Origin of the sequence: Acidibrevibacterium fodinaquatile (assembly GCF_003352165.1) — a bacterium.
GTDB classification, from domain to species: Bacteria; Pseudomonadota; Alphaproteobacteria; order Acetobacterales; family Acetobacteraceae; genus Acidibrevibacterium; species Acidibrevibacterium fodinaquatile.
In genome coordinates this window covers 278,229-297,591 of record NZ_CP029176.1, presented here as the reverse complement: position 1 = coordinate 297,591, position 19,363 = coordinate 278,229, and the positions used below count along the sequence as shown (strand labels likewise).

Genomic DNA, 19,363 nt, shown 5'->3' with positions numbered 1-19,363 from the left:
TCAGTTGCGAAGCGGCTTGCCGGTCTCGAGCGTGTGCGCGATGCGCGCGAGCGTCGGCTCGGTGCGGACGAGACGCATGAAGGCATCGCGCTCCAAAGCCAGCATCGCCTCTTCGTCGCGCGGCGCCAGCGGATCGGCAGTGCCACCTGAGAGAATTTCGGCCAGTGCCTCGGCAACCACGAGATCATGCGCCGTCGCCAGGCCCTGGCGATGAACCCCCCCCGCCGCCATCATCAGCGCGAGTTTTCCCGAGGGGCCAGGCAACACAAAAACCGGCGGCTCCGGCGGGCGATAATCGGCGGCCAGCGCCAGCGCCCGCGCCTTGGCGCTCGCGAGCAGGCGCTCGCGGTTCATCACGATCTCATCGCCGCGACGGAGAATCCCCATCTCGCGCGCTTCTTGCGCCGATTTGCTCACCCGCGCGGTGCTGACCATCTCGAACACCTGCGCCACCGCTGGCATCGGCCCTTTCGGCAGGGCGGGTGACGCGGCCAGGCGCGCGAGCATCTCCTTGGTGCCGCCCCAGCCCGGCACCAAACCGACGCCGCATTCCACCAGTCCGGCATAGGTCTCGGCGTGAGCGACGATGGCGTCAGCGTGGAGAAGAATTTCGCACCCGCCCCCGAGCGCCATGCCCGCCGGCGCCGCGACCACTGGGAACGGCGCGTATTTGAGTGCGAGCATCGCCTTCTGCCCGGCGGCCAGCGTCTTCTCGATCTCGCCCCAGGCGGCGATATTGGCGGCGAACGCCGCGAGGCCGAGATTGGCGCCAACCGAGAAATTGCCGCTCTCGTTATAGATCACCAGCGCCTTGAATTTTTCCGCAACCAGCGCGACCGATCGCGCGATGAGATCGACGATGCCGGGATCGAGCGCGTTCATCTTCGTCGTGAATTCGAGACAGGCAACGCCGTCGCCGATATCCCAAAGCGACGCCGAGGCATTCTTGCTCACCGGCTTCGCGACCCGCTTGATATCGTCAAGCAGCACGATGCCGGCGGGACGGAGAACGTCGTGATAAACACCGTCGCCGCCAAGGAATTGTGTTCGCGCCCCGTGCAAACGATAAAATCCCGAGGCCTCGGCCGCTGTTGCCAGCAGCATTGGCGCCTCGACATTTTCGGCCGCAAGAAGCGCGCGCATGCCAGCCGCGCCAATCCGATCGATCAGTTCGAAGGGGCCGAATTTCCAATTATAGCCGAGCCGCATCGCTTCATCGATGGCGGTGACGTCATCGGCCGCCTCCGGCACCAGCCGCGCGGCATAGGCGAGCGTGTGGGCCATGACACGGCGGGCATAGGCGCCGAGCTTATCGTTCCGTGTCAGCAACTTCTTGGGGTCGCGCGCTGCGTCCTCGGGCAGTGTTGGCGTGCGTTCGGCGCGATAGTCGCCGCTTGCGAGATCGATGGCTTCCTTGATGCGCTTGCTGCCATCACGCCGCAGCCGGTAGAACCCGCCTTTTCCCTTCCGCCCGGTGAAGCCTTCCGCAATCATCTTGCGGATCAGCGGAACATCCCGATTGGCGGCGTGGAACGGATCGCTCGCCGGCAGCGCCTCAGCGAGACTGGCATTGACATGCGGCATGAGGTCGAGGCCGACGAGATCGATCAGGCCGAAGATGCCGGTTTTTGGAATCCCGAACGGCCGCCCCATCACCGCGTCGGCTTCCTCGACGGTGAGACCAAGATCGATGGCCGCGAGCACGCCAACCTGCATCCAATAAACGCCGAGCCGATTGGCGATGAAACCGGGGCTGTCCTTGCAGGGAACGATGGTTTTACCGAGCGCATGATCGGCGAATACCGCGACGCGTTCGGCAAGGGCCGGCGTTGTCGCAGCGCCGGTCACCAGTTCGAGAAGGCGCATATAGCGCGGCGGGTTGAAGAAATGGGTGATCAGGAAGTTCGCGGCGAACCCCTCGCTCATGCCCGCAACCAAGGCGGCAAGCGGAATGGTGGAGGTGTTTGAGGAGATCGCGGCACCGGCCTTGCGCACCACATCGATGCGGCGATAGAGCGCCTGCTTGATCTCGAGACTTTCGATGACCGCCTCAATGATCCAGTCACATTCGGCAAGTTTGTCGAAATCGTCTTCGGTGTTGCCCGGCGTGATCAGCCGCGCGGCAGCGGCCGACATCAATGGCGCGGGCTCGGTTTTCATCATGCGGGCGATGGCGTTTTTGGCGATCGCATTGCGGTCCTCGCCATCCTTCGGCACGATATCGAGGAGCAGCACCGGAAACCCGGCATTGGCGATTTGAGCGGCGATACCTGCGCCCATGACACCGGCGCCGATCACCGCGAGTTTGCGGATCGCCTCCATCACACGCGCTCCAGAAGCGTCGCAATACCCTGGCCGCCGCCGATGCATTGCGTCGCCAAGGCGTAGCGCTTGCCTTCGCGTTTGAGCAATGACGCCGCCTTGCCAGTGATCCGCGCGCCGGTCGCGCCGAGCGGGTGGCCGAGCGCAATGGCGCCGCCATCGAGATTGAGCTTTTCCGCCGGAATGCCAAGGTCGCGCGCGCAGGCGATCGCTTGGCTGGCAAACGCCTCGTTGAGTTCGACGAGATCGATATCGGCGATCGTGACACCGGCGCGGGCGAGGATTTTCTTCGTCGCCGCCACCGGGCCGATCCCCATCACCTCGGGCGCGCAACCGGCGACGCTGACCGCGCGGATGCGCGCGAGAGGCGAGAGATGATGGCGCGCGGCGAACGCCTCGCTGCAGACGAAAACCGCCGCCGCGCCATCGGTAAGCGGCGAGGCCGTGCCTGCCGTCACGCTGCCATCAGCGCGGAACGCCGGCTTCAGCGTCGCCAGGGTTTCGACGGTGGTTTCGGGACGGAGGCAGCCATCCTGTTCGACAATGCCATCTTTGGTCGTGATCGGCACGATCTCGGCCATGAGATGACCCGCGCGCACGGCGCGGGCGGCGCGGGCATGGCTTTCGGCGGCGAACGCTTCCTGTTCGGCGCGGCTGATGCCATAGCGGCTGGCGACGTTTTCGGCGGTTTCGCCCATGCTGATATAGGCCGCCGGCATTTTCGCGTGCAAAGCCGGGTTGGGCATCGGGTTGAAACCCATCATCGGCACGCGGCTCATGCTTTCAACCCCGGCGCAGAGAAACGCTTCGCCGGCGCCGAGCGCGATCTGCCCCGCCGCCATGTGGATCGCCTGCATCGAGGAGCCACAGAAGCGATTGACGGTGACACCAGCGACACTGATCGGGAGATCAGCGAGCAACCCGACGAGACGGCCGAGATTGAGCCCTTGCTCGCCCTCCGGCATCGCGCAGCCGAGGATAAGATCCTCGACCAATACTGGATCGATGCCAAGCCGGCCGACCAAGCCGCGCACCACTTGCGCTGCGAGATCATCCGGGCGCACACGCGCGAGCGCCCCTTTTTTCGCCAACGTGAACGGCGAACGAGCATAGTCGACGATGACGGCATCACTCATGATTTTGTTCCATATCCCTGATTTCTCAGTGTCTATCCCAACCTTCGGGGGTTCCCGTCATGGCCACATCGTCAAACGCCTCGCTCATCCGGCAAGGCGCTTGCGCGACGGGGGTTTGGCCTCGAGCGCCGCCACCGCTTGGCGCTCCACCTCACGCAATTCGGCGAGGATTTCAGTGAGCGCGCGCTCTTGTTCGACGAGTGTTGCAAGGCGGGCGCGCACCAGTTTCAGCAGCAGGCGAAGTTGCGAACCCTGGCTCGTATCGATGTCGTAGAGTTCAAGATATTCCCTGATCTCACGCAAGGAAAATCCCAGACGCTTGCCACGCAGGATGAGAATCATGCGGGCGCGGTCACGATTGGTATAAACCCGCGTGGTGCCGGCGCGGCGCGGCAGGATGAGACCCTTATCCTCGTAAAAACGAATGGCGCGCGGGGTCACGCCAATCTCTTTCGAGAGCTGCGTGACCGTATAAAGCCGTTCAGGATGTGACGGAGCAGCCGGGACGCTGGCCATCAAGATCACCTATACGGAAGTTGTCTGACGTAAACTTTAAGCACGTCCGCCGCTTTCGTGCAAGCGGGCCTGCTCTTCACGCAATGCCATTTTCGAGAGTTTACCGATGGCGGTTTTCGGAAGGGTTTGCCGAATTTCGATCACCCGTGGCATCTCGATGCGGGAAATTTGATCACCGAGAAAGGCGCTGAGTTCGTCGGTATCGCAACGATAGCCGGGACGCAGTGTCACGAACGCCGCCGGCGCCTCACCGCGATAGCTATCCGCAACGCCAATCACCATCGCCTCGGCAACCGCCGGGTGTCGGCAAAGCGCTTCCTCGATCACCCGCGGGTAGATGTTATAGCCCCCCGCGATGATCACGTCCTTGAGACGATCGACGAGAAACAGATAGCCATCCTCATCGAGATAGCCGATATCGCCGGTGCGGAGCGCCCCGTTGATGAAGGCCCGAGCGGTCTCGTCCGGCCGCTTCCAATAGCCCATCATCACCTGCGGGCCACGGATGCAGACTTCGCCTTTCTCGCCGACGCCGAGAAGCCGCTCGGGATATTCCGGGTCGCGAATTTCGATCACGGTGTCGGCAACTGCGCGGCCGACCGAGCCCGGTTTGATTGGCGAGAAATTGGTGTTGGAGACAGCGGCGCCGGAGGTTTCGCTGAGCCCATAGGCTTCAACGAACTGTCTCCCGGTCAAAGCCGCGAGGCGCTCGCAAAGCTCGGCCGGAAACGCCGCGCCACCCCCGGTCCACAAACGGATCGAGGCAATATCTCCCTCGCGACCCTGCGCCACCGCGGCCAGCACGGCGGTTACAATGGTCGGCACGGCGGGGAAGATCGTCGGCCGCGTTTGCTTGATCGTCCGCAACAGATCAGCAATCACAAAGCGCGGCAGCAAAATGATTTCCGCCCCGATCGCAAGCGAACAATTCATCAAAACCGTCATCCCGATGACGTGAAACAGCGGCAACACCGCGAGCACGCGCTCCTCGCCCGGCGTCACGTCAGGCGCGCAGGCGAGGGTCTGGCGCATGCAGGCGAGGAGATTGCGATGGCTCAGCATCGCCCCCTTGGGCACACCGGTGGTGCCGCCGGTATATTGCAAAACCGCGAGGTCATCCGCCCTGATCGGAACCGGCGTGGGTTTGCCCGGAGCCAGCAATGCTGTGAGGCGAATGATCCGCCCATCGCGCGGGGAGGCAATCTCGCGCCGCCGCAGCGTATAGAGTGCCAGCGCCTTGAGCGGCGGCAGGATCGCGCGCATCGGACAAACGATGACGCGCTTGGCGCCGGCCTCGAGCACCGGGTTCAGGATCCGCGCGAGATCGGGCGCGACCATGATCGCCGTCTCGGAATCCGCCATTTGCGCCGCGATTTCACGCGGAACATAAAGCGGATTGAAGTTCACGACGACGCCGCCAGCCTTGAGCACGGCAAAGAAAAACATCACCGAATAGGGCGTGTTCGGCAGGCACAGCCCAACTTTCACGCCGGGCCCGACACCGAGGCGCTGCAAGCCGGCGGCAAGCCGATCGACCGTCTCGGCAAGATCGCGATAGCGCCAGCGCCGGCCCAAAAACCACAGCGCCGGGCGCGCGGCAAACCGCGCCGCGGCGGCGGCCAGCAAATCCGGCAGGGTTTCGGGGGTGTGCTCGGCGAAATCCGTACCCTCTCGGCTTTGTGTTTCCATCCCGCCCATCACCTCCCCGCCTATCGCCTCCCCCCTATCACCTCGCTAGCCTGTTCATGGGCATGCGTTGGTGACGGTCATTAGACCGCGTTTGACCTATACGTCAATAAACTCCCTCATGCGAAATTTGACGATGCATCAGGTCAGCCCGAGATGGCTGCGGAGCGCTGCCGCGACCGTTTCCACCACCACCGGCCATTGCCGCTCATGCCCCTGGCGGAAGAGGCGCACGCTCGGATACCAAGCGCTGGTCGTGCCGGCCATGCGCCAGCGCCAATCGGGCGCGAAGGGCAACATGATCCAGGTCGGCTTGCCCATCGCCCCGGCGAGATGGCCGAGCGCGGTATCGACGGTAATCACCAGGTCGAGATTTTCGACGACGGCCATGGTATCGGCGAAATCACCGAGCGCCGGCCCGAGCGAGAGCAGCGGCGCCGGGCCGCGATCATCGGCGATCTCGGCCATCGCGGCCCCTTTCTGCAAGGCGACCAGGGCGATGCCAGGAACCTGCGCGAGCGGCGCGAGGGTCGCAAGCCGTATCGAACGATAGCGGTCATTGTTATGGCTTGGCCGTCCCGCCCAGGCGATGCCGATCCGCGTGAGCCCGGCCGGCAGCAGCGAGGCGAGGCGCTCGCGCCAATGATCGACGCGGGCTGGATCGGCGGTGAGGTAGGGGATGTCGGCGGGGATGGTCTCGGGCCGGGTGCGGTGGAGGCGCGGCAGGCCGGAAAGCGTGGTATAGGCGTCAAACGGGCCGCACGCCTCCCAACGATCAACCACCTGGCGAACCTCTCGGAACTGCGCCAACACCGGCATGATCTCGCGCCCGCAGGCAACCACGATCTCCTTGGCCCGCGCCGCGGCAAAGGGAATGTAGCGGCAAAACTGAAGCGCATCGCCAAACCCCTGATCGGCGATCAATAGCAGCCGTCCCGCGGGAAGGGGTGTGCCGTCCCAGACCGGTCGATCGGTCTTGGGCAAGGCGCGCCCCGCGCCCGGCAGGCGGAACCGCCATTCATAGTCTTCCCAGCCGGCAGCCCAGTCGCCGCTGATGAGCAACGCCTCGGCGCGGAGGAAATGCGCGTTGGCGTGATCCGGCATGCGCGCGAGCGCGCGCTCGGCGCAGGCCAGCGCCTCCGCGATCTCGAGGCGGCTATAATGGATGATGCCGAGATTGCCGAGCGCCAGCGGATCGTCCGGCGCCAACGCGACCGCCCGCAATCCGCTGCGCAATGCCTCCTCATGACGGCCGGCGGCGCGATAGAGTTCGCAGATATTGCGCAGATAAAGCGGGTGATCGGGGGCGAGCGCGAGCGAGCGTTCCATACGCGCCAGCGCCGCCTCGATCCGCCCGGCGCGATAATCGACGACCCCCATGAGGTGATGGGCATGCGGGTGATCGGGGCGGGCGGGCAATAGCCGCGCCAGCGCCGCCTCGGCATCGGCAAGACGTCCCGCCTGTTCGTGCTCGCCCGCTTGCCCGAGCAAGGCGGCGGCCTCTTCGTCGGACAAGGTCTCGGCCGGCGGCGTCGGCGCCGGCGGCAGCCCCCTCGCCATCGCCGCCGGCGCCCTGCCCTCGATCGTATAGCCGAGCCGCTCGATCAGCGGCGCGAGGATCGGGATCACCGGCGCGAGTTCGGCGAGATAATGCCGATAGCGCCCGAGCGAGCGGTCATAGAGCGGCTCTGTCACCTGGGCATAGCTCGCGGTGCGGGCATGGCGGCGGTTTTCATGAAAGGCAAGGCACGCCGGGTCGAATGGCTCGCCGATGAACGCGAGCAGGCGGCGGACACTCGCCTCCGGCGCGGCGATCACATCCTCATAGCGGAGCGGCAGGTAGCGGAGCGTCATCTGCCCGCGATAATGCTGCACGAGATCCATCACCAAAACATAATGCCGGGCGATGGTCTCCAGCTCGGCGGCGCAATAATAGCCGTGCGTCAAATGGTTGGAGAACACCGACAGCACCACGTCGAGGGGATGGCGGATGAGATGGATCAGCGGTGATGCCGGAAACAGCAACGCGATCAGGCCGAGATGCGTCTCATTGAGCGGCATCTTGTCGGTGAACCAGCGCGCCGCAGCACCCTCTTCCGGCACGCCAGCCAGCCGCGCGGCGCGGCAATAGGCCTCGCGCAGCAGCGAGAGGCCATCGCGGCGATCGGCCATCCAGAGTTCGGCGAGGGCTTCGGGATAAGCGAGCGTGCTATCGAGCAGCCGCGGCAGGGATTGCGTCAGATCGTTGACGAAGGGCAGCTCGTCGCCGCCGGCGATCGCGGGATGGCGGGTCAGGATCTGCTCGACCAGCGTCGTGCCCGAGCGCGGAAAGCCGAGGATAAAAAGCGGTTGCGCGCCGCCGGCGGGCGGCCGCAGGCGGGGCAAGCTCGCCAGCCGCTCGGCGGTGAAAAAACCGCGCAAGCGCCGCGCGAGATCCTCGGCGACGTGCGCGAGATAGGTCGGGGCGCCGCGTTCGCGGGCCTGCGCCTTGCCGGCGGCAAAAGCGGCAAAGGCCTCGGCATGGCGCCCGAGCCGCTCGAGCAGGCGGCCCTTTTGCGAAGATTCCGTCGCCCCGAGCGCCCCTTGCTCGCCGCCGGCCAACAGCGCCAGCGCCGCCTCGACCTGCCCCTGGCGATCGAGGCAGGTTGCGCGGGCGAGGCGAACGGCAGGATTGCCCGGCGCCAAGGCCTCGGCTTGCTCGAGCAGCGCCAGCGCGCGGGGAAAATCGCGGTCAGCCTCCTCGAGCGCCGCCCAACCGAGCAAGGTTTTGAGTTCGTTCGGGGCGGCGCGATGGGCTTCCTCGTAAAGCGCCCGTGCTTGCGCCGCCCGCCCCTGGAGTTTCAGGCTCCAGGCGAGATTGGCGAGCAGGATCGGGTCGCGCGCCTGCCGCAACGCCAAGGCCCGCCGGTAATGATATTCGCCAAGCCAGGCGCGATTGGCCTCGGTGAAGATCATGCCGAGGAGATTATGCGTTTGCGGATGATGCGGCGCGATCCGCGCGGCGTTGCGGGCGACGGCTTCGGCCTCGCCGAGGGCGCCACGCTCAAACAGGATCAGCGCGAGTTCGTGGGTCGCCTCGACATGGTTGGGATCGAGCGTGACGAGGCGCTGAAGCAATTTCTCGGCCGCGCGCGTCTCGCCGCGCGCCTTACGCAGCCGGGCGAGTAACAGCAGCGCATCGCCGCGCCCCGGCGCCAGTTCGAGGACGTCGCACAGCAGCGCGAGCGCCGCCTCGCCCTTGCCCTCGGCGGCGGCTTTGCGTGCGCGATCGACGAGACCATCGAGCCGCCAGCCGGCCGGGTTGGGCGCGAACGCTGACGCTTGCGCCTCGCAACAGCGCGCCGCCCGCAAGCCGCTGCCGCAAGGGCAAAATGATCCCGTTTCCATGCCGCTTCGCCGTTACCCCCGCTGAGCGGGCGATTTTGCGACCCAGCGCCGCGCAGATCAAGAATGCGTGCGCCCCGCGCCTCAGGGGGTCGCCGATTGCCGCGCGACGACCGGCGGCGTGCTTTCCTCTGGCTGGCTCGGCAATGTCAGACGGAAAATCGTCCCGTTGGGGCCGGTCTCGGCGAGTTCGAGGTCGCCGCCATGGGCGCGCATGAGATCGCGGGCGATGGCAAGACCAAGCCCGGTGCCGCCGCGCCGATAGGAGCCGACGAAGGGGCGAAACAAATTCTGCCGCACCGGCTCCGGCAGGCCCGGCCCGTTATCCTCGATGAGGATTACCACCACGCTCGCGGCCATTTTCGCCTTCACCGTCACCCGCCCCGCACCCGCTTCGGCGGCGTTGCGCAGCAGATTGACGAAAACGCGAAACAACAGATCGCGATCGCCGGTGATCAAGAGATCGTCGTCGAGACAGGGGGCGATGCTGAAGCCGGCCGCCGCCGGCAGCATCGCCTCGCGCACCTCGCCGATCAGCAAACGCAGCGGAAAGCAGGTGCGCGTCACCGGCGGCGGTCCCTCGCGGGCGAAATCGAGGGTGCGCCGCACCATCTCGGTCGCCCGCTCGATCGCCCGCACCACCATTTCGCCCGAGCGGCGCACGCGGCCATCCACATTCTGCGTCAGGCCATCGGCCGCCAGCATCGCCGAGGCGAGGATACCGCGAAGATCGTGGCTCACCGTCGCAACCGCGGTGCCGAGGGCGGCGAGCCGGGCATTGCGCCAGAGCGCGGCGCGCAATTCGCGCTGCATATCGGCAAGCTCGCGCGCCGCCTCGGCCATCTCGTCATCGCCGAGCAGGCTGACCGCTTCGGCATCGATCGGCACGCCGCGCTCAGGATCGGCGCGAAAGGCGACGATCGAGCCGGTGATCCGCCGGATCGGCCGCACCAGCAAGGCCAGCATGGCGAAATAGACCAAAGCCCCGGTCACCGCCGCGATGATCAGCGACAGCCCGGCGATGCTCCAGGCATAGTCATGCAGAACGTCGAGCAGTTCGCGTTCGTGCATGATCAGCTCGACCACCGTCTTGGGGCGCAGCGGGCTGTTGCCGATGATGGTGATCGGCCGGTCCTGGCTGCGAAACAGATCGACCAGGGCATAGCCGACGCTCGCGAGCTGCGTCTCATGGCGGAGATCATAACGCGCCACCGGCGTGATCTCCTCTGGCGGCGCGAGCACCAGCTCAACCCCGGAGGCGCGATGGAGGCGGATCAGCTCGTCGCCGGAAAGGCGCAGCAAATCGTCGCGGGTCGCGGGATCGAGGAGGCCATGCGGCGCGCCGGCGACGGCGAGGGCGGCGATATTGGCCTCGCGGACATGGCGTTGCAGCCAGACGCGGCGTTCATGGCCGAGGCTCGGAAAAAAAATCAGCCCCTCGGTGAGCAGCACGATCGCCAAAGTGAGCCACAGCAGCCGGGAGGAAAGGCTGCGATACGACGCGCGAGCCGGGTTCGCCGCCATCGCGCCGCGCCGCTAGATCACCCGTGTCCTCGCCACACCGTTCTCCCCGCCGGGAGCGTCGGCGCAAGCGACAGCAACACGCGGGAGAAAATCAGTTTGCATAACACGGATATGTGAACGGTTCATGGGACTCTGGCAAGAGGATTTATGTCTCGACCCAAGGGTTTGGCCCGTTTTATCATGCGGAACACGCTCGCCACCGCCGCCACAGCGTCGGCAACAGCGCGAGTGCCGCAAGACCGAGCAGTGGCAACAGGAAGCGCGGCGCAAAAAGCAGCCGCGAATCGGGCGCATGTCCCGCCGCCAGCACATCGCCCAATCCGGCGCCGACGCCGGCGAACACCACGCTCGCCGGGATGATCCCGAGAACGGTCGCGCCGGCATAGGGGAGGAGCGGCATGCCGAGCAGCGCCGGCGCGAGATTGACCAGCCAGAACGGCACCACCGGCACCAGCCGCAGTGCCAACAGGTAGTTGAACCCGTCGCGCGCCAAGCCATCGCGCAGCCGCTCGGCAAAGCCCCCGAGCCGACGCGCGAGCGGCGCGGCGAACACGCTCCGCGCCAGCAAAAACAGCAACACCGCCCCCGAACTCGCGCCGAGGACAGCAAAGAGAGCGCCCCGCCAGGGGCCGAACATCAGCCCGCCCGCGAGCGTGAGCACGCCGCCGCCCGGCACCGAAAGCGCGACCACCGCGCAATAAACCACGATATAGGCCGCCGCCGCGCCGGCGGGATGACGCGCCGCGACATCGCGCAACTCCGTCTGGTGCGCGGCCAGCGCCGCCCAACTCAGCCAACCCGGCATGCCGAAGGCAGCGATGGCAGCGGCGATCGCGACGAACAGCCCCAGAAGCACGATGCGCGTCACGGCGATTCGCGATTTCCTCATGCTAGCCATCATGCGCCGCGTCAGGTGATTGACGCAATCGCCGCCCTGCCCCTATACCACCGCCCGGCGGCGGGTCCGATCGGTCGGCACCCGCCTTTGTAGCATGCCCCTGATGTGGAGAGCGTCGTGAAGCGCACCTATCAACCCTCGAAGCTGGTCCGCAAACGCCGCCACGGCTTTCGTGCCCGCATGGCCACCGTCGGCGGACGCAAGGTTTTGGCCGCCCGTCGCGCCAAGGGCCGCAAGCGCCTGTCGGCGTGACCGGCCGCGGCGGTTTGCCCCGGCGATGACCGTCCTTGCTGGCGCGAAAGCGAAGCCGCCGCCGCGCCTGAAACGGCGGGCGGAGTTTCTCGCGGTCGCCGCCAAGGGGCGGAAAGCGCAGACGACCGGCTTGGTTTTGCAAGCGCTCGCGACCGGCGCACCCGCCCGCTTCGGCTTCACCGCGACCCGTAAGATCGGCAACGCGGTCATCCGCAACCGGGCGCGGCGACGGCTTCGCGAGGCGGCGCGGCTCCATGTCGCCGAGCACACGCTGGATGGGGCCGATTTCGTGCTGATCGCCCGGCGCGACACCGCGCGACGCCCGTTCGCGCTGCTGCGCGCCGATCTCGTGCACGCGATCATGAAGGTCGCGCCGTGATGCCCGCCACCTCAAACCCCATGCCCGCCGCGCAAGACCCGGCCATGCCGCAACGCCCGAGCCCGCCGGCCGCCCTCCTCATCCTCGTGGTCCGGCTCTATCAATGGCTGCTCCGGCCGCTGATCGGCGGCCATTGCCGCTATCACCCGAGTTGCAGCGCCTATGCCCTCGACGCGCTCCGTGGGCATGGCGCGTGGCGCGGCGGCGGCCTCGCGCTTTGGCGGATTCTCCGCTGCAATCCGTGGATGGCGGGTGGGATCGACCCGGTGCCGCCGCCCGCCACCAGAAGCCGCCGGACCGCTTGATCATGGAACAACGCCGCCTGATCCTCGCGATCGCCCTCTCGATCGCGATCCTCATCGGTTTTCAGCTTATCTACAAGCGCGTCGCGCCGCCGCCGGCGACGCCGTCGGCCCCGACCGCCGAAACCGCGCCGCCGAGCGCCCCACCGGTTGCGGCCGGCGCCGGCGCCGCCGAGGCGCCAGCGACCTCCGGCCCCCGCCTTGCGATCGCCGCGCCGCGCCTTGCCGGCAGCCTCGGCCTGCGTGGCGCGCGGCTCGACGATCTGGTGCTGCGCGATTATCATGAAACCGTCGCACCGTCTTCGCCGCTGGTGCCATTGCTCGCCCGCCCCGACACCGGCACCGCGTATTATGTGCAGTTCGGGTGGAGCGCGCCGGCCGGGACGACGCTGCCGCTTCCCGACAGCACCACGCTCTGGACCGCCTCCGCCCCGACCCTGACGCCGGCGACGCCGGTCACGCTGACCTGGGACAATGGCGCCGGGCTGCGCTTTGCGGTCACCCTCGCGGTCGATGACAATTACATGTTCACGGTCCGCCAAAGCGTCACCAACACCACCGGAACGCCGGTTCTGCTATTCCCCTGGGCGCGCATCCGCCGCGATTACACGCCGCCAACGGCGGGCTATTACATCCTCCATGAGGGGCTGCTCGGCGTCATTGGCGGGCGCTTGCAGGAACTCACCTACGCCAAGGCGAAAAGCGCCGGCGAACGCACCGGCGGCCTCGCTTATGAGGCGACCGCCCCCGGCGGCTGGGCCGGCATCACCGACAAATACTGGCTGACCGCCCTGATCCCGCCGCAGACGAGCGACGAACGCGTCGCCTTCCGCGATGTCACGCTCGGCAGCGAAACGGGTTATCAAGTCGATTTCACCCCAGCGACCCCGCAAACCATCGCCCCCGGCGCCGAGGCGACGACGACGCTGCATGTCTTCGCCGGCGCCAAGGAAGTCCATCTGCTCGACCGCTATGAGCGCACGCTCGGCATTCCGAACTTCGACAAGGCGGTGGATTTCGGCTGGTTTTACTTCCTCACCAAGCCGTTTTTCTATGCCATCGACTGGCTCTATCAGCGGCTCGGCAATTTTGGCCTTGCGATCATGGCCTTTACCGTGTTCGTCAAGGCGCTGTTTTTCCCGCTCGCCAACAAATCCTATAAGTCGATGGGAAAAATGCGTCTTCTCGGCCCGAAGATGCAGGCCCTGCGCGAGCGCTACAAGGATGATCCGGCACGTCAGCAGCAGGAGATGATGGCGCTTTACAAGGCCGAAGGCGTCAACCCGGCGAGCGGCTGCCTCCCGATGCTGATCCAGGTGCCGGTGTTCTTTTCGCTCTATAAGGTGATTTTCGTCACCATCGAGATGCGCCAGGCGCCGTTCTTTGGCTGGATCCGCGATCTCTCTGCGCCGGATCCGAGCAATGTCTTCAATCTGTTCGGCCTCATCCCCTTCGATCCGACCCAGATTTCGCCCTTTCTCCATCTCGGCGTCTGGCCGCTGCTGATGGGCGTTTCGATGTTCCTCCAGCAGAAGCTCAATCCGCCGCCGCCCGATCCCGTGCAGGCGCGGATGTTCCAGTTCATGCCGGTGATCTTCACCTTCATGTTGGCGCGTTTTCCGGCCGGCCTGGTGATCTACTGGACTTGGAACAATCTGCTCTCGATCGGCCAGCAATGGCTGATCATGCGCTCGGCCCATCTCGGCCCCGAGCGGGGGAAGAAGACCAAGCCGGCGCAGACCTGAACCCGCCGCCCGCCGCCGCCATGCCCGAAAAAAGTGAGGACGAGACCGCAATCGCTGCCGGCGTGACGCTGTTCGCGGCCGAGAGCCGCTTCGTCCATGCCGCCCAAAGCCTCGCCCAGTTGCCGCCGCCGGGCCCGCCCGAGATCGCCTTCGCCGGGCGCTCCAATGTCGGCAAATCCTCGCTGGTCAATGCGCTCACCGGCCGGCGGCTGCTCGCGCGCGTCTCCAACCGTCCGGGGCGCACGCAGCAGCTCAATTTCTTTGCCGTCGGGACGCGGCTGATGCTGGTCGACATGCCCGGCTATGGCTATGCCGAGGCGGCGAAGACGGTGAAAGCGGACTGGCAGGGGCTGATGTTCGCTTATCTGCGCGGCCGCCCGGGTCTGCGCCGGGTGCTGCTGCTGCTCGATGCGCGCATCGAGGCCAAGCCCGCCGATGGCGCGGTGATGGCGCTCCTCGATCAGGCGGCGGTGAGCTTCCAGCTCGTCCTCACCAAATGCGACGCGGTGACGCCGCCGCAATTTGCGGCAAAGCAGGCCGAGGTCGCGCGTCTCGCCCGCGCCCACACCGCGGCCCATCCCGACATCATCGCAACCAGCGCCGAAACCGGCGCCGGCATCGCCGAGCTTCGGGCAACCCTGGCCGCGCTCGCGCTGCCGCCGGCGCCTTCGTTCGCACATTGACACCAGCGCCCCCGGGCGATAGGCGCGGCGGCTTGATCGGTGTGAGGAAACGCCATGGTGCATGCCTTCATTTTTCCCGGCCAGGGGAGTCAGAGCGTCGGTATGGGGCGCGATCTCGCCGCCGCGTTCCCGGCGGCGCGCGAACTGTTCCAGGAGGTCGACGACACGCTTGGCCAAAATCTCTCGCGGCTGATGTTCGAGGGGCCGGCCGAGACCCTGACGCTGACCGAAAACGCCCAACCGGCGCTGATGGCGGTTTCGCTCGCGGTTTTGCGCGTGCTGGAGCGCGAGGGCGGGTTCGTTCTCGGCGAACGGGTGGCGGCGGTCGCGGGCCATTCGCTGGGAGAATACAGCGCGCTTGCCGCGGCGAGCGCGCTCGATGTCGCGGCGACGGCAAAATTGCTGCGCCTGCGCGGCGCCGCGATGCAGCGTTGCGTTGCGCCCGGCGAGGGGGCGATGGCGGCGCTCCTCGGGGTCGATCTCGAGGCCGCGGCGGCGATCTGTGAGGCGGCGGCGGAGGGCCCCGACGGGCGCGAGGTGGTGCAGCCGGCCAACGATAATGGCGGCGGGCAGGTGGTGATCTCCGGCCATGCCGGGGCGGTGGCGCGCGCGATGGCGGAGGCCAAGGCACGCGGCAAGCGGGCGATGAAGCTCCCGGTCTCGGCGCCGTTTCATTGCGCGCTGATGGCCCCGGCGGCCGACGCTATGGCGGAGGCGCTGGCGCATGCGACGCTGATGCCGCCGGTGGTGCCGCTGGTCGCCAATGTCACCGCGACCAAAGTGACCGATCCCGCCCAGATCCGTGAATGGCTCGTCCGCCAGGTGACGGGGACGGTGCGCTGGCGGGAAAGCGTTCTTGCCATGCTGGCGTTCGGCGTCGATAGTTTCGTCGAACTCGGGGCCGGCCAGGTGTTGAGTGGCCTCGTGCGCCGCATCGCGCCGGCGGATATCGCGATTAGCGCCGCCGGCACGCCGGCCGAAATCGAAGCCTTGCTGAAACGCCTTTGAGGATCAAACCATGTTCCGGCTGGATGGCAGAGTTGCATTGATCACCGGCGCCTCGGGCGGCATTGGTGCGGCAATCGCGCGCGCGCTCCATGCCCAGGGGGCAACGGTCGTGCTGTCGGGCACCCGTGTTGCGGCACTCGAGGCGCTTGCCGCCGAACTCGGCGCGCGGGCGGTCGTCGCACCCGCCGATCTCGCCCTTCCCGAGGCCGCCGAAAGCCTGATCGCGGCGGCGGAAGCGGCGGCGGGGCCGGTCGATATCCTGGTCAACAATGCCGGCCTGACCCGCGATGGGCTTGCGCTGCGCATGAAGGATGCCGATTGGCAGGCGGTGATCGAGGTCGATCTCGCCGCACCGTTCCGCCTTGCCCGCGCCGCGCTCAAGGGCATGCTGCGCCGGCGAGTGGGACGAATCATCAGCATTTCCAGCATCGTCGGTGCGACCGGCAATGCCGGCCAGGCCAATTATGCCGCCGCTAAGGCGGGTCTCGTCGGCATGAGCAAAGCTTTGGCCCAGGAAGTCGCCGCGCGCGGGGTCACCGTCAATGTCGTCGCCCCGGGGTTCATCGAGACCGCGATGACCGACGTGTTGCCAGAGGCGCAGCGCCAGGCGCTGGCTCAGCGCATCCCGCTCGGGCGCCTCGGTCGGCCGGACGATATCGCCGGCGCCGTGGTCTATCTCGCCTCGGATGCGGCGGCTTGGGTCACCGGCGCGACGCTCCATGTCAATGGTGGCATGGCGATGCTGTGACCTGCCGCGGGAAAATCCCCGCTTGCCGTGTTGGCGCGGTCTTGCAAACCGTGCTAAGCGCGCGGGAGATTGTTCCGGCCGGCGGCGATGGGATTGCCTCGGGCGGGTCGACGTCTGAGCGCGTCAGCCGGGGCGCGTTGGCAAAGCCGGCACACAGGAGCTGAGGAACTGATGAGCGAGATCGCCGAAAAGGTGAAGAAAATCGTAGTTGAGCATCTTGGCGTCGAGGAATCGAAGGTGACGTCGGAAGCCTCCTTCATCGACGACCTCGGGGCGGACAGCCTCGATACCGTCGAGCTGGTGATGGCCTTCGAAGAGGCGTTCGGGGTCGAGATTCCCGAGGACGCGGCGGAGAAGATCAGCACCGTCAAGGACGCCATCGACTACATCGAAAAACAGAAGGCGGCCTGAGGCGGGCGGTCGAGCGGGATGCGCGCGGTGACGCGGGAGCGCCGGGTGGTGGTGACCGGGATGGGCATTGCCTGTCCCCTCGGGGTCGGCGTCGCGCCGGTGTGGCAGCGGTTGATCGCCGGGGCCTCCGGCATCTCCGCCATCCAGTCCTTCGATGTCAGTGATTTGCCGGCGAAAATCGCAGGCCAGGTGCCGCAGGGCGCCCGCGCCGAAGGCAAGCTCGACGTTGCCGAGTGGATTCCGCCCAAGGACCACAAAAAGATGGATCGCTTCATCCAGCTCGGCATCGTCGCCGCGAGCGAAGCGATGGAGGATTGCGGCTGGCAGCCCGAGACCGAAGAGGAAAGCTGCGCCGCCGGGGTGATGATCGGCTCGGGGATCGGCGGGCTGCAGGCGATCTATGAGGCCTCGGTGCAGGTGCATGAGGGGAAAGTGCGGCGGCTCTCGCCGTTCTTCATCCCGTCGGCGCTGATCAATCTGGTCTCTGGCCATGTCTCGATCAAATACCGTCTCAAGGGCCCCAACCACTCCGCCGTCACCGCCTGCGCGACCGGCGTGCATGCGATCGGCGATGCGGCGCGGCTGATCGCCTATGGTGACGCCGAATTGATGCTCGCCGGCGGCGCCGAGGCCGCGGTCTGCGCGCTCGGCATCGGTGGATTCTGTGCCTCACGCGCGCTTTCCACCGGCTTTAACGACCAGCCGACGCGCGCCTCGCGGCCATGGGACAAGGATCGCGACGGTTTCGTGATGGGCGAGGGGGCGGCGGTTCTGGTGCTCGAGGAATACGAGCATGCGCGCCGGCGCGGGGCCAAGATCTATGCCGAAATCGCCGGCTACGGCCTCTCGGGCGACGCTCATCACATCACCGCCCCGGCCGAAGGCCATGAAGGGGCGTTTCGCGCCATGCGCCATGCGCTGCGCGACGCCGACCTCAGCCCCGAAGACATCCAATATGTCAACGCCCACGGCACTTCGACACCGCTCGGCGACGACCTCGAACTCGAAGCCGTCGAGCGACTATTCGGAAATGCGGCACGTGGGCTCGCGATGTCCTCGACCAAATCCGCAACCGGGCACCTGCTCGGCGCCGCCGGCGCGGTCGAGGCCGTGTTTTCCGTTCTCGCGATCCGCGACGGCGTCGCGCCGCCGACCCTCAATCTCGACGCGCCGAGCCGCGCGAGCGTGATCGACCGCGTCGCGAACAGCGCCCAGGAGCGGCCGATCCGCGCCGCGCTCTCCAACAGTTTCGGCTTTGGCGGCACCAACGCCAGCATCATCTTCCGCGCCGCCCCCTGAGCCGCCGCGCGAACCCCGCCGCTGGTGGCGACGACATCCCAGCGGTTGGTGGCCGAGCGGGCGCTGGCTCAGCCGGCTATTCTGGGCGGTGGTGCTTGCCAATGCGCTGATCGGCGGCGGGCGGCAGATCGTCGCCCGCCTGCTTGACTGGCCGGGCCCGCTTGCCGAGGCGACCGACGTCGTCGTCCCGCATGGCAGCAGCGACGCGGTCGCCGATGCCCTTGCCGCAGCCGGCATCATCAGGGATTCGCGGCTATTTCGTCTCGCGCTCCTCATCGATCGCGGCGGCGTGCTGCACGCCGGGGAGTTTGCCTTTCCCGCCCATGCAAGCTTGCGCATGGTGATCGATATTCTCCGCGAGGCCCGCCCGGTGGAGCACCATGTCACGATTCCCGAGGGGCTCACCGCGGTCGAGATTGCCGCCCTGCTCGAACGCGCAACGGCGCTTTCCGGCCCGCTCCCGATGCCGATCCCGGAAGGGTCGATCCTGCCCGAGACCTACGCCTACCCCCGCGGCCTCGCGCGCTCCGCCTTGGTCGCGCGCGCGCAGGCCGCGATGCAGGCCGCTCTCGCCGCCGCCTGGGCCGGGCGGGCGCCGGGTCTGCCACTGGAAACGCCTGAGCAGGCGGTGGTTCTCGCCAGCATCGTCGAGCACGAGACGGCGCGGCCCGAGGAGCGGCCGCTGATCGCCGCCGTATTCTTCAACCGGCTGCGCGCCGGGATGCGCCTGCAGGCCGATACCACCGTCGTCTATGCCGTGAGCGGCGGCAAAAGTAGCCTTGCGCGCAAGCTGACGCGCGCCGACCTCGCCACCGATAGCCCCTATAACACCTATCACGTCCAGGGCCTGCCGCCGGGGCCGATCGACAGCCCGGGACTTGCCGCGATCCTCGCCGTGCTCCACCCTGCGGCAAGCGATGCGCTCTATTTCGTCGCCGATGGCAGTGGCGGGCATGTTTTCGCCCGCACGCTCGACGAGCATAATCGCAACGTCGCCCATTGGCGGGCGCGGGAAAGCCCGTGACAGCGGAGAGAGCCGGCCGATATGGGCATGACCAGGAGGTGCGAAC

17 protein-coding genes are annotated in these 19,363 nt (G+C 67.0%); 10 read left to right on the top strand and 7 right to left on the bottom strand.

Annotation, left to right across the window (positions count from 1 at the left end; all coding sequences use genetic code 11):
- The 7 genes from DEF76_RS01375 to DEF76_RS01345 form a co-directional block, all read right to left on the bottom strand.
- Positions 1-2,322 (bottom strand): 3-hydroxyacyl-CoA dehydrogenase/enoyl-CoA hydratase family protein, encoded by a 2,322-nt coding sequence (locus DEF76_RS01375; RefSeq protein ID WP_114910794.1) that lies wholly within the window; start codon positions 2,320-2,322, stop codon positions 1-3.
- Positions 2,322-3,458 (bottom strand): thiolase family protein, encoded by a 1,137-nt coding sequence (locus tag DEF76_RS01370; RefSeq protein ID WP_114910793.1) that lies wholly within the window; start codon positions 3,456-3,458, stop codon positions 2,322-2,324. Before DEF76_RS01370 ends, DEF76_RS01375 begins: the two co-directional genes overlap by 1 nt.
- Before the next feature lie 84 nt (positions 3,459-3,542).
- Positions 3,543-3,974, bottom strand: coding sequence for a MerR family transcriptional regulator (locus DEF76_RS01365; RefSeq protein WP_114910792.1), 432 nt, complete (start codon positions 3,972-3,974; stop codon positions 3,543-3,545).
- Positions 3,975-4,010: 36 nt separating this feature from the next.
- Positions 4,011-5,663: an AMP-binding protein gene (locus DEF76_RS01360; protein ID WP_114910791.1), complete on the bottom strand. Its 1,653-nt coding sequence runs from the start codon at positions 5,661-5,663 to the stop codon at positions 4,011-4,013.
- 138 nt (positions 5,664-5,801) lie between these two features.
- Entirely contained in the window at positions 5,802-9,047 is a 3,246-nt protein-coding gene (locus DEF76_RS01355; RefSeq protein WP_114910790.1) for a sulfotransferase, read from the bottom strand.
- A gap of 81 nt (positions 9,048-9,128) precedes the next feature.
- The gene (locus tag DEF76_RS01350) at positions 9,129-10,568 is read right to left on the bottom strand and encodes a sensor histidine kinase (protein WP_114910789.1); all 1,440 of its coding nucleotides are present in this window, start codon (positions 10,566-10,568) and stop codon (positions 9,129-9,131) included.
- 178 nt (positions 10,569-10,746) lie between these two features.
- A complete protein-coding gene (locus DEF76_RS01345; protein WP_162800432.1) occupies positions 10,747-11,457 on the bottom strand; it encodes a TVP38/TMEM64 family protein in 711 nt (236 codons plus the stop codon).
- Between the two features lie 126 nt (positions 11,458-11,583).
- On the opposite strand from DEF76_RS01345, the gene rpmH reads away from it, so the two are divergent.
- The 10 genes from rpmH (at position 11,584) to mltG (ending at position 19,317) form a co-directional block, all read left to right on the top strand.
- Positions 11,584-11,718 (top strand): 50S ribosomal protein L34, encoded by a 135-nt coding sequence (rpmH, locus tag DEF76_RS01340; protein ID WP_114913584.1) that lies wholly within the window; start codon positions 11,584-11,586, stop codon positions 11,716-11,718.
- Positions 11,719-11,743: 25 nt separating this feature from the next.
- Positions 11,744-12,097: a ribonuclease P protein component gene (gene rnpA, locus DEF76_RS01335; protein ID WP_114910787.1), complete on the top strand. Its 354-nt coding sequence runs from the start codon at positions 11,744-11,746 to the stop codon at positions 12,095-12,097.
- 44 nt (positions 12,098-12,141) lie between these two features.
- On the top strand, positions 12,142-12,402 hold the full coding sequence (gene yidD, locus DEF76_RS01330; protein ID WP_114913583.1) for a membrane protein insertion efficiency factor YidD: 261 nt from the start codon (positions 12,142-12,144) through the stop codon (positions 12,400-12,402).
- Positions 12,403-12,404: 2 nt separating this feature from the next.
- Positions 12,405-14,144 (top strand): membrane protein insertase YidC, encoded by a 1,740-nt coding sequence (gene yidC, locus DEF76_RS01325; RefSeq protein WP_114910786.1) that lies wholly within the window; start codon positions 12,405-12,407, stop codon positions 14,142-14,144.
- A gap of 20 nt (positions 14,145-14,164) precedes the next feature.
- Positions 14,165-14,827, top strand: a complete 663-nt coding sequence (gene yihA / locus DEF76_RS01320; protein ID WP_114913582.1) for a ribosome biogenesis GTP-binding protein YihA/YsxC — start codon at positions 14,165-14,167, stop codon at positions 14,825-14,827.
- A 54-nt stretch (positions 14,828-14,881) separates the two neighbouring features.
- Positions 14,882-15,835 (top strand): ACP S-malonyltransferase, encoded by a 954-nt coding sequence (fabD, locus tag DEF76_RS01315; RefSeq protein ID WP_114910785.1) that lies wholly within the window; start codon positions 14,882-14,884, stop codon positions 15,833-15,835.
- Between the two features lie 10 nt (positions 15,836-15,845).
- Positions 15,846-16,583 (top strand): 3-oxoacyl-[acyl-carrier-protein] reductase, encoded by a 738-nt coding sequence (gene fabG / locus DEF76_RS01310; RefSeq protein WP_114910784.1) that lies wholly within the window; start codon positions 15,846-15,848, stop codon positions 16,581-16,583.
- Between the two features lie 171 nt (positions 16,584-16,754).
- Positions 16,755-16,994: an acyl carrier protein gene (locus tag DEF76_RS01305; protein WP_114910783.1), complete on the top strand. Its 240-nt coding sequence runs from the start codon at positions 16,755-16,757 to the stop codon at positions 16,992-16,994.
- 18 nt (positions 16,995-17,012) lie between these two features.
- Positions 17,013-18,293 carry a beta-ketoacyl-ACP synthase II gene (fabF, locus tag DEF76_RS01300; protein WP_114910782.1) on the top strand — a complete coding sequence of 427 codons (1,281 nt, stop codon included), beginning with the start codon at positions 17,013-17,015 and terminating at the stop codon, positions 18,291-18,293.
- An 88-nt stretch (positions 18,294-18,381) separates the two neighbouring features.
- Positions 18,382-19,317 (top strand): endolytic transglycosylase MltG, encoded by a 936-nt coding sequence (mltG, locus tag DEF76_RS01295; RefSeq protein ID WP_162800431.1) that lies wholly within the window; start codon positions 18,382-18,384, stop codon positions 19,315-19,317.
- Positions 19,318-19,363 lie beyond the last annotated feature (46 nt).

What these genes read in the sequence shown, in the direction of transcription:
- DEF76_RS01375 (WP_114910794.1), bottom strand. Translation starts at nt 2,322, where the DNA reads ATGGAGGCGATCCGCAAACTCGCGGTGATCGGCGCCGGTGTCATGGGC.
- DEF76_RS01370 (WP_114910793.1), bottom strand. Translation starts at nt 3,458, where the DNA reads ATGAGTGATGCCGTCATCGTCGACTATGCTCGTTCGCCGTTCACGTTG.
- DEF76_RS01365 (WP_114910792.1), bottom strand. Translation starts at nt 3,974, where the DNA reads ATGGCCAGCGTCCCGGCTGCTCCGTCACATCCTGAACGGCTTTATACG.
- DEF76_RS01360 (WP_114910791.1), bottom strand. Translation starts at nt 5,663, where the DNA reads ATGGAAACACAAAGCCGAGAGGGTACGGATTTCGCCGAGCACACCCCC.
- DEF76_RS01355 (WP_114910790.1), bottom strand. Translation starts at nt 9,047, where the DNA reads ATGGAAACGGGATCATTTTGCCCTTGCGGCAGCGGCTTGCGGGCGGCG.
- DEF76_RS01350 (WP_114910789.1), bottom strand. Translation starts at nt 10,568, where the DNA reads ATGGCGGCGAACCCGGCTCGCGCGTCGTATCGCAGCCTTTCCTCCCGG.
- DEF76_RS01345 (WP_162800432.1), bottom strand. Translation starts at nt 11,457, where the DNA reads ATGAGGAAATCGCGAATCGCCGTGACGCGCATCGTGCTTCTGGGGCTG.
- rnpA (WP_114910787.1), top strand. Translation starts at nt 11,744, where the DNA reads ATGACCGTCCTTGCTGGCGCGAAAGCGAAGCCGCCGCCGCGCCTGAAA.
- yidD (WP_114913583.1), top strand. Translation starts at nt 12,142, where the DNA reads ATGCCGCAACGCCCGAGCCCGCCGGCCGCCCTCCTCATCCTCGTGGTC.
- yidC (WP_114910786.1), top strand. Translation starts at nt 12,405, where the DNA reads ATGGAACAACGCCGCCTGATCCTCGCGATCGCCCTCTCGATCGCGATC.
- yihA (WP_114913582.1), top strand. Translation starts at nt 14,165, where the DNA reads ATGCCCGAAAAAAGTGAGGACGAGACCGCAATCGCTGCCGGCGTGACG.
- fabD (WP_114910785.1), top strand. Translation starts at nt 14,882, where the DNA reads ATGGTGCATGCCTTCATTTTTCCCGGCCAGGGGAGTCAGAGCGTCGGT.
- fabG (WP_114910784.1), top strand. Translation starts at nt 15,846, where the DNA reads ATGTTCCGGCTGGATGGCAGAGTTGCATTGATCACCGGCGCCTCGGGC.
- DEF76_RS01305 (WP_114910783.1), top strand. Translation starts at nt 16,755, where the DNA reads ATGAGCGAGATCGCCGAAAAGGTGAAGAAAATCGTAGTTGAGCATCTT.
- fabF (WP_114910782.1), top strand. Translation starts at nt 17,013, where the DNA reads ATGCGCGCGGTGACGCGGGAGCGCCGGGTGGTGGTGACCGGGATGGGC.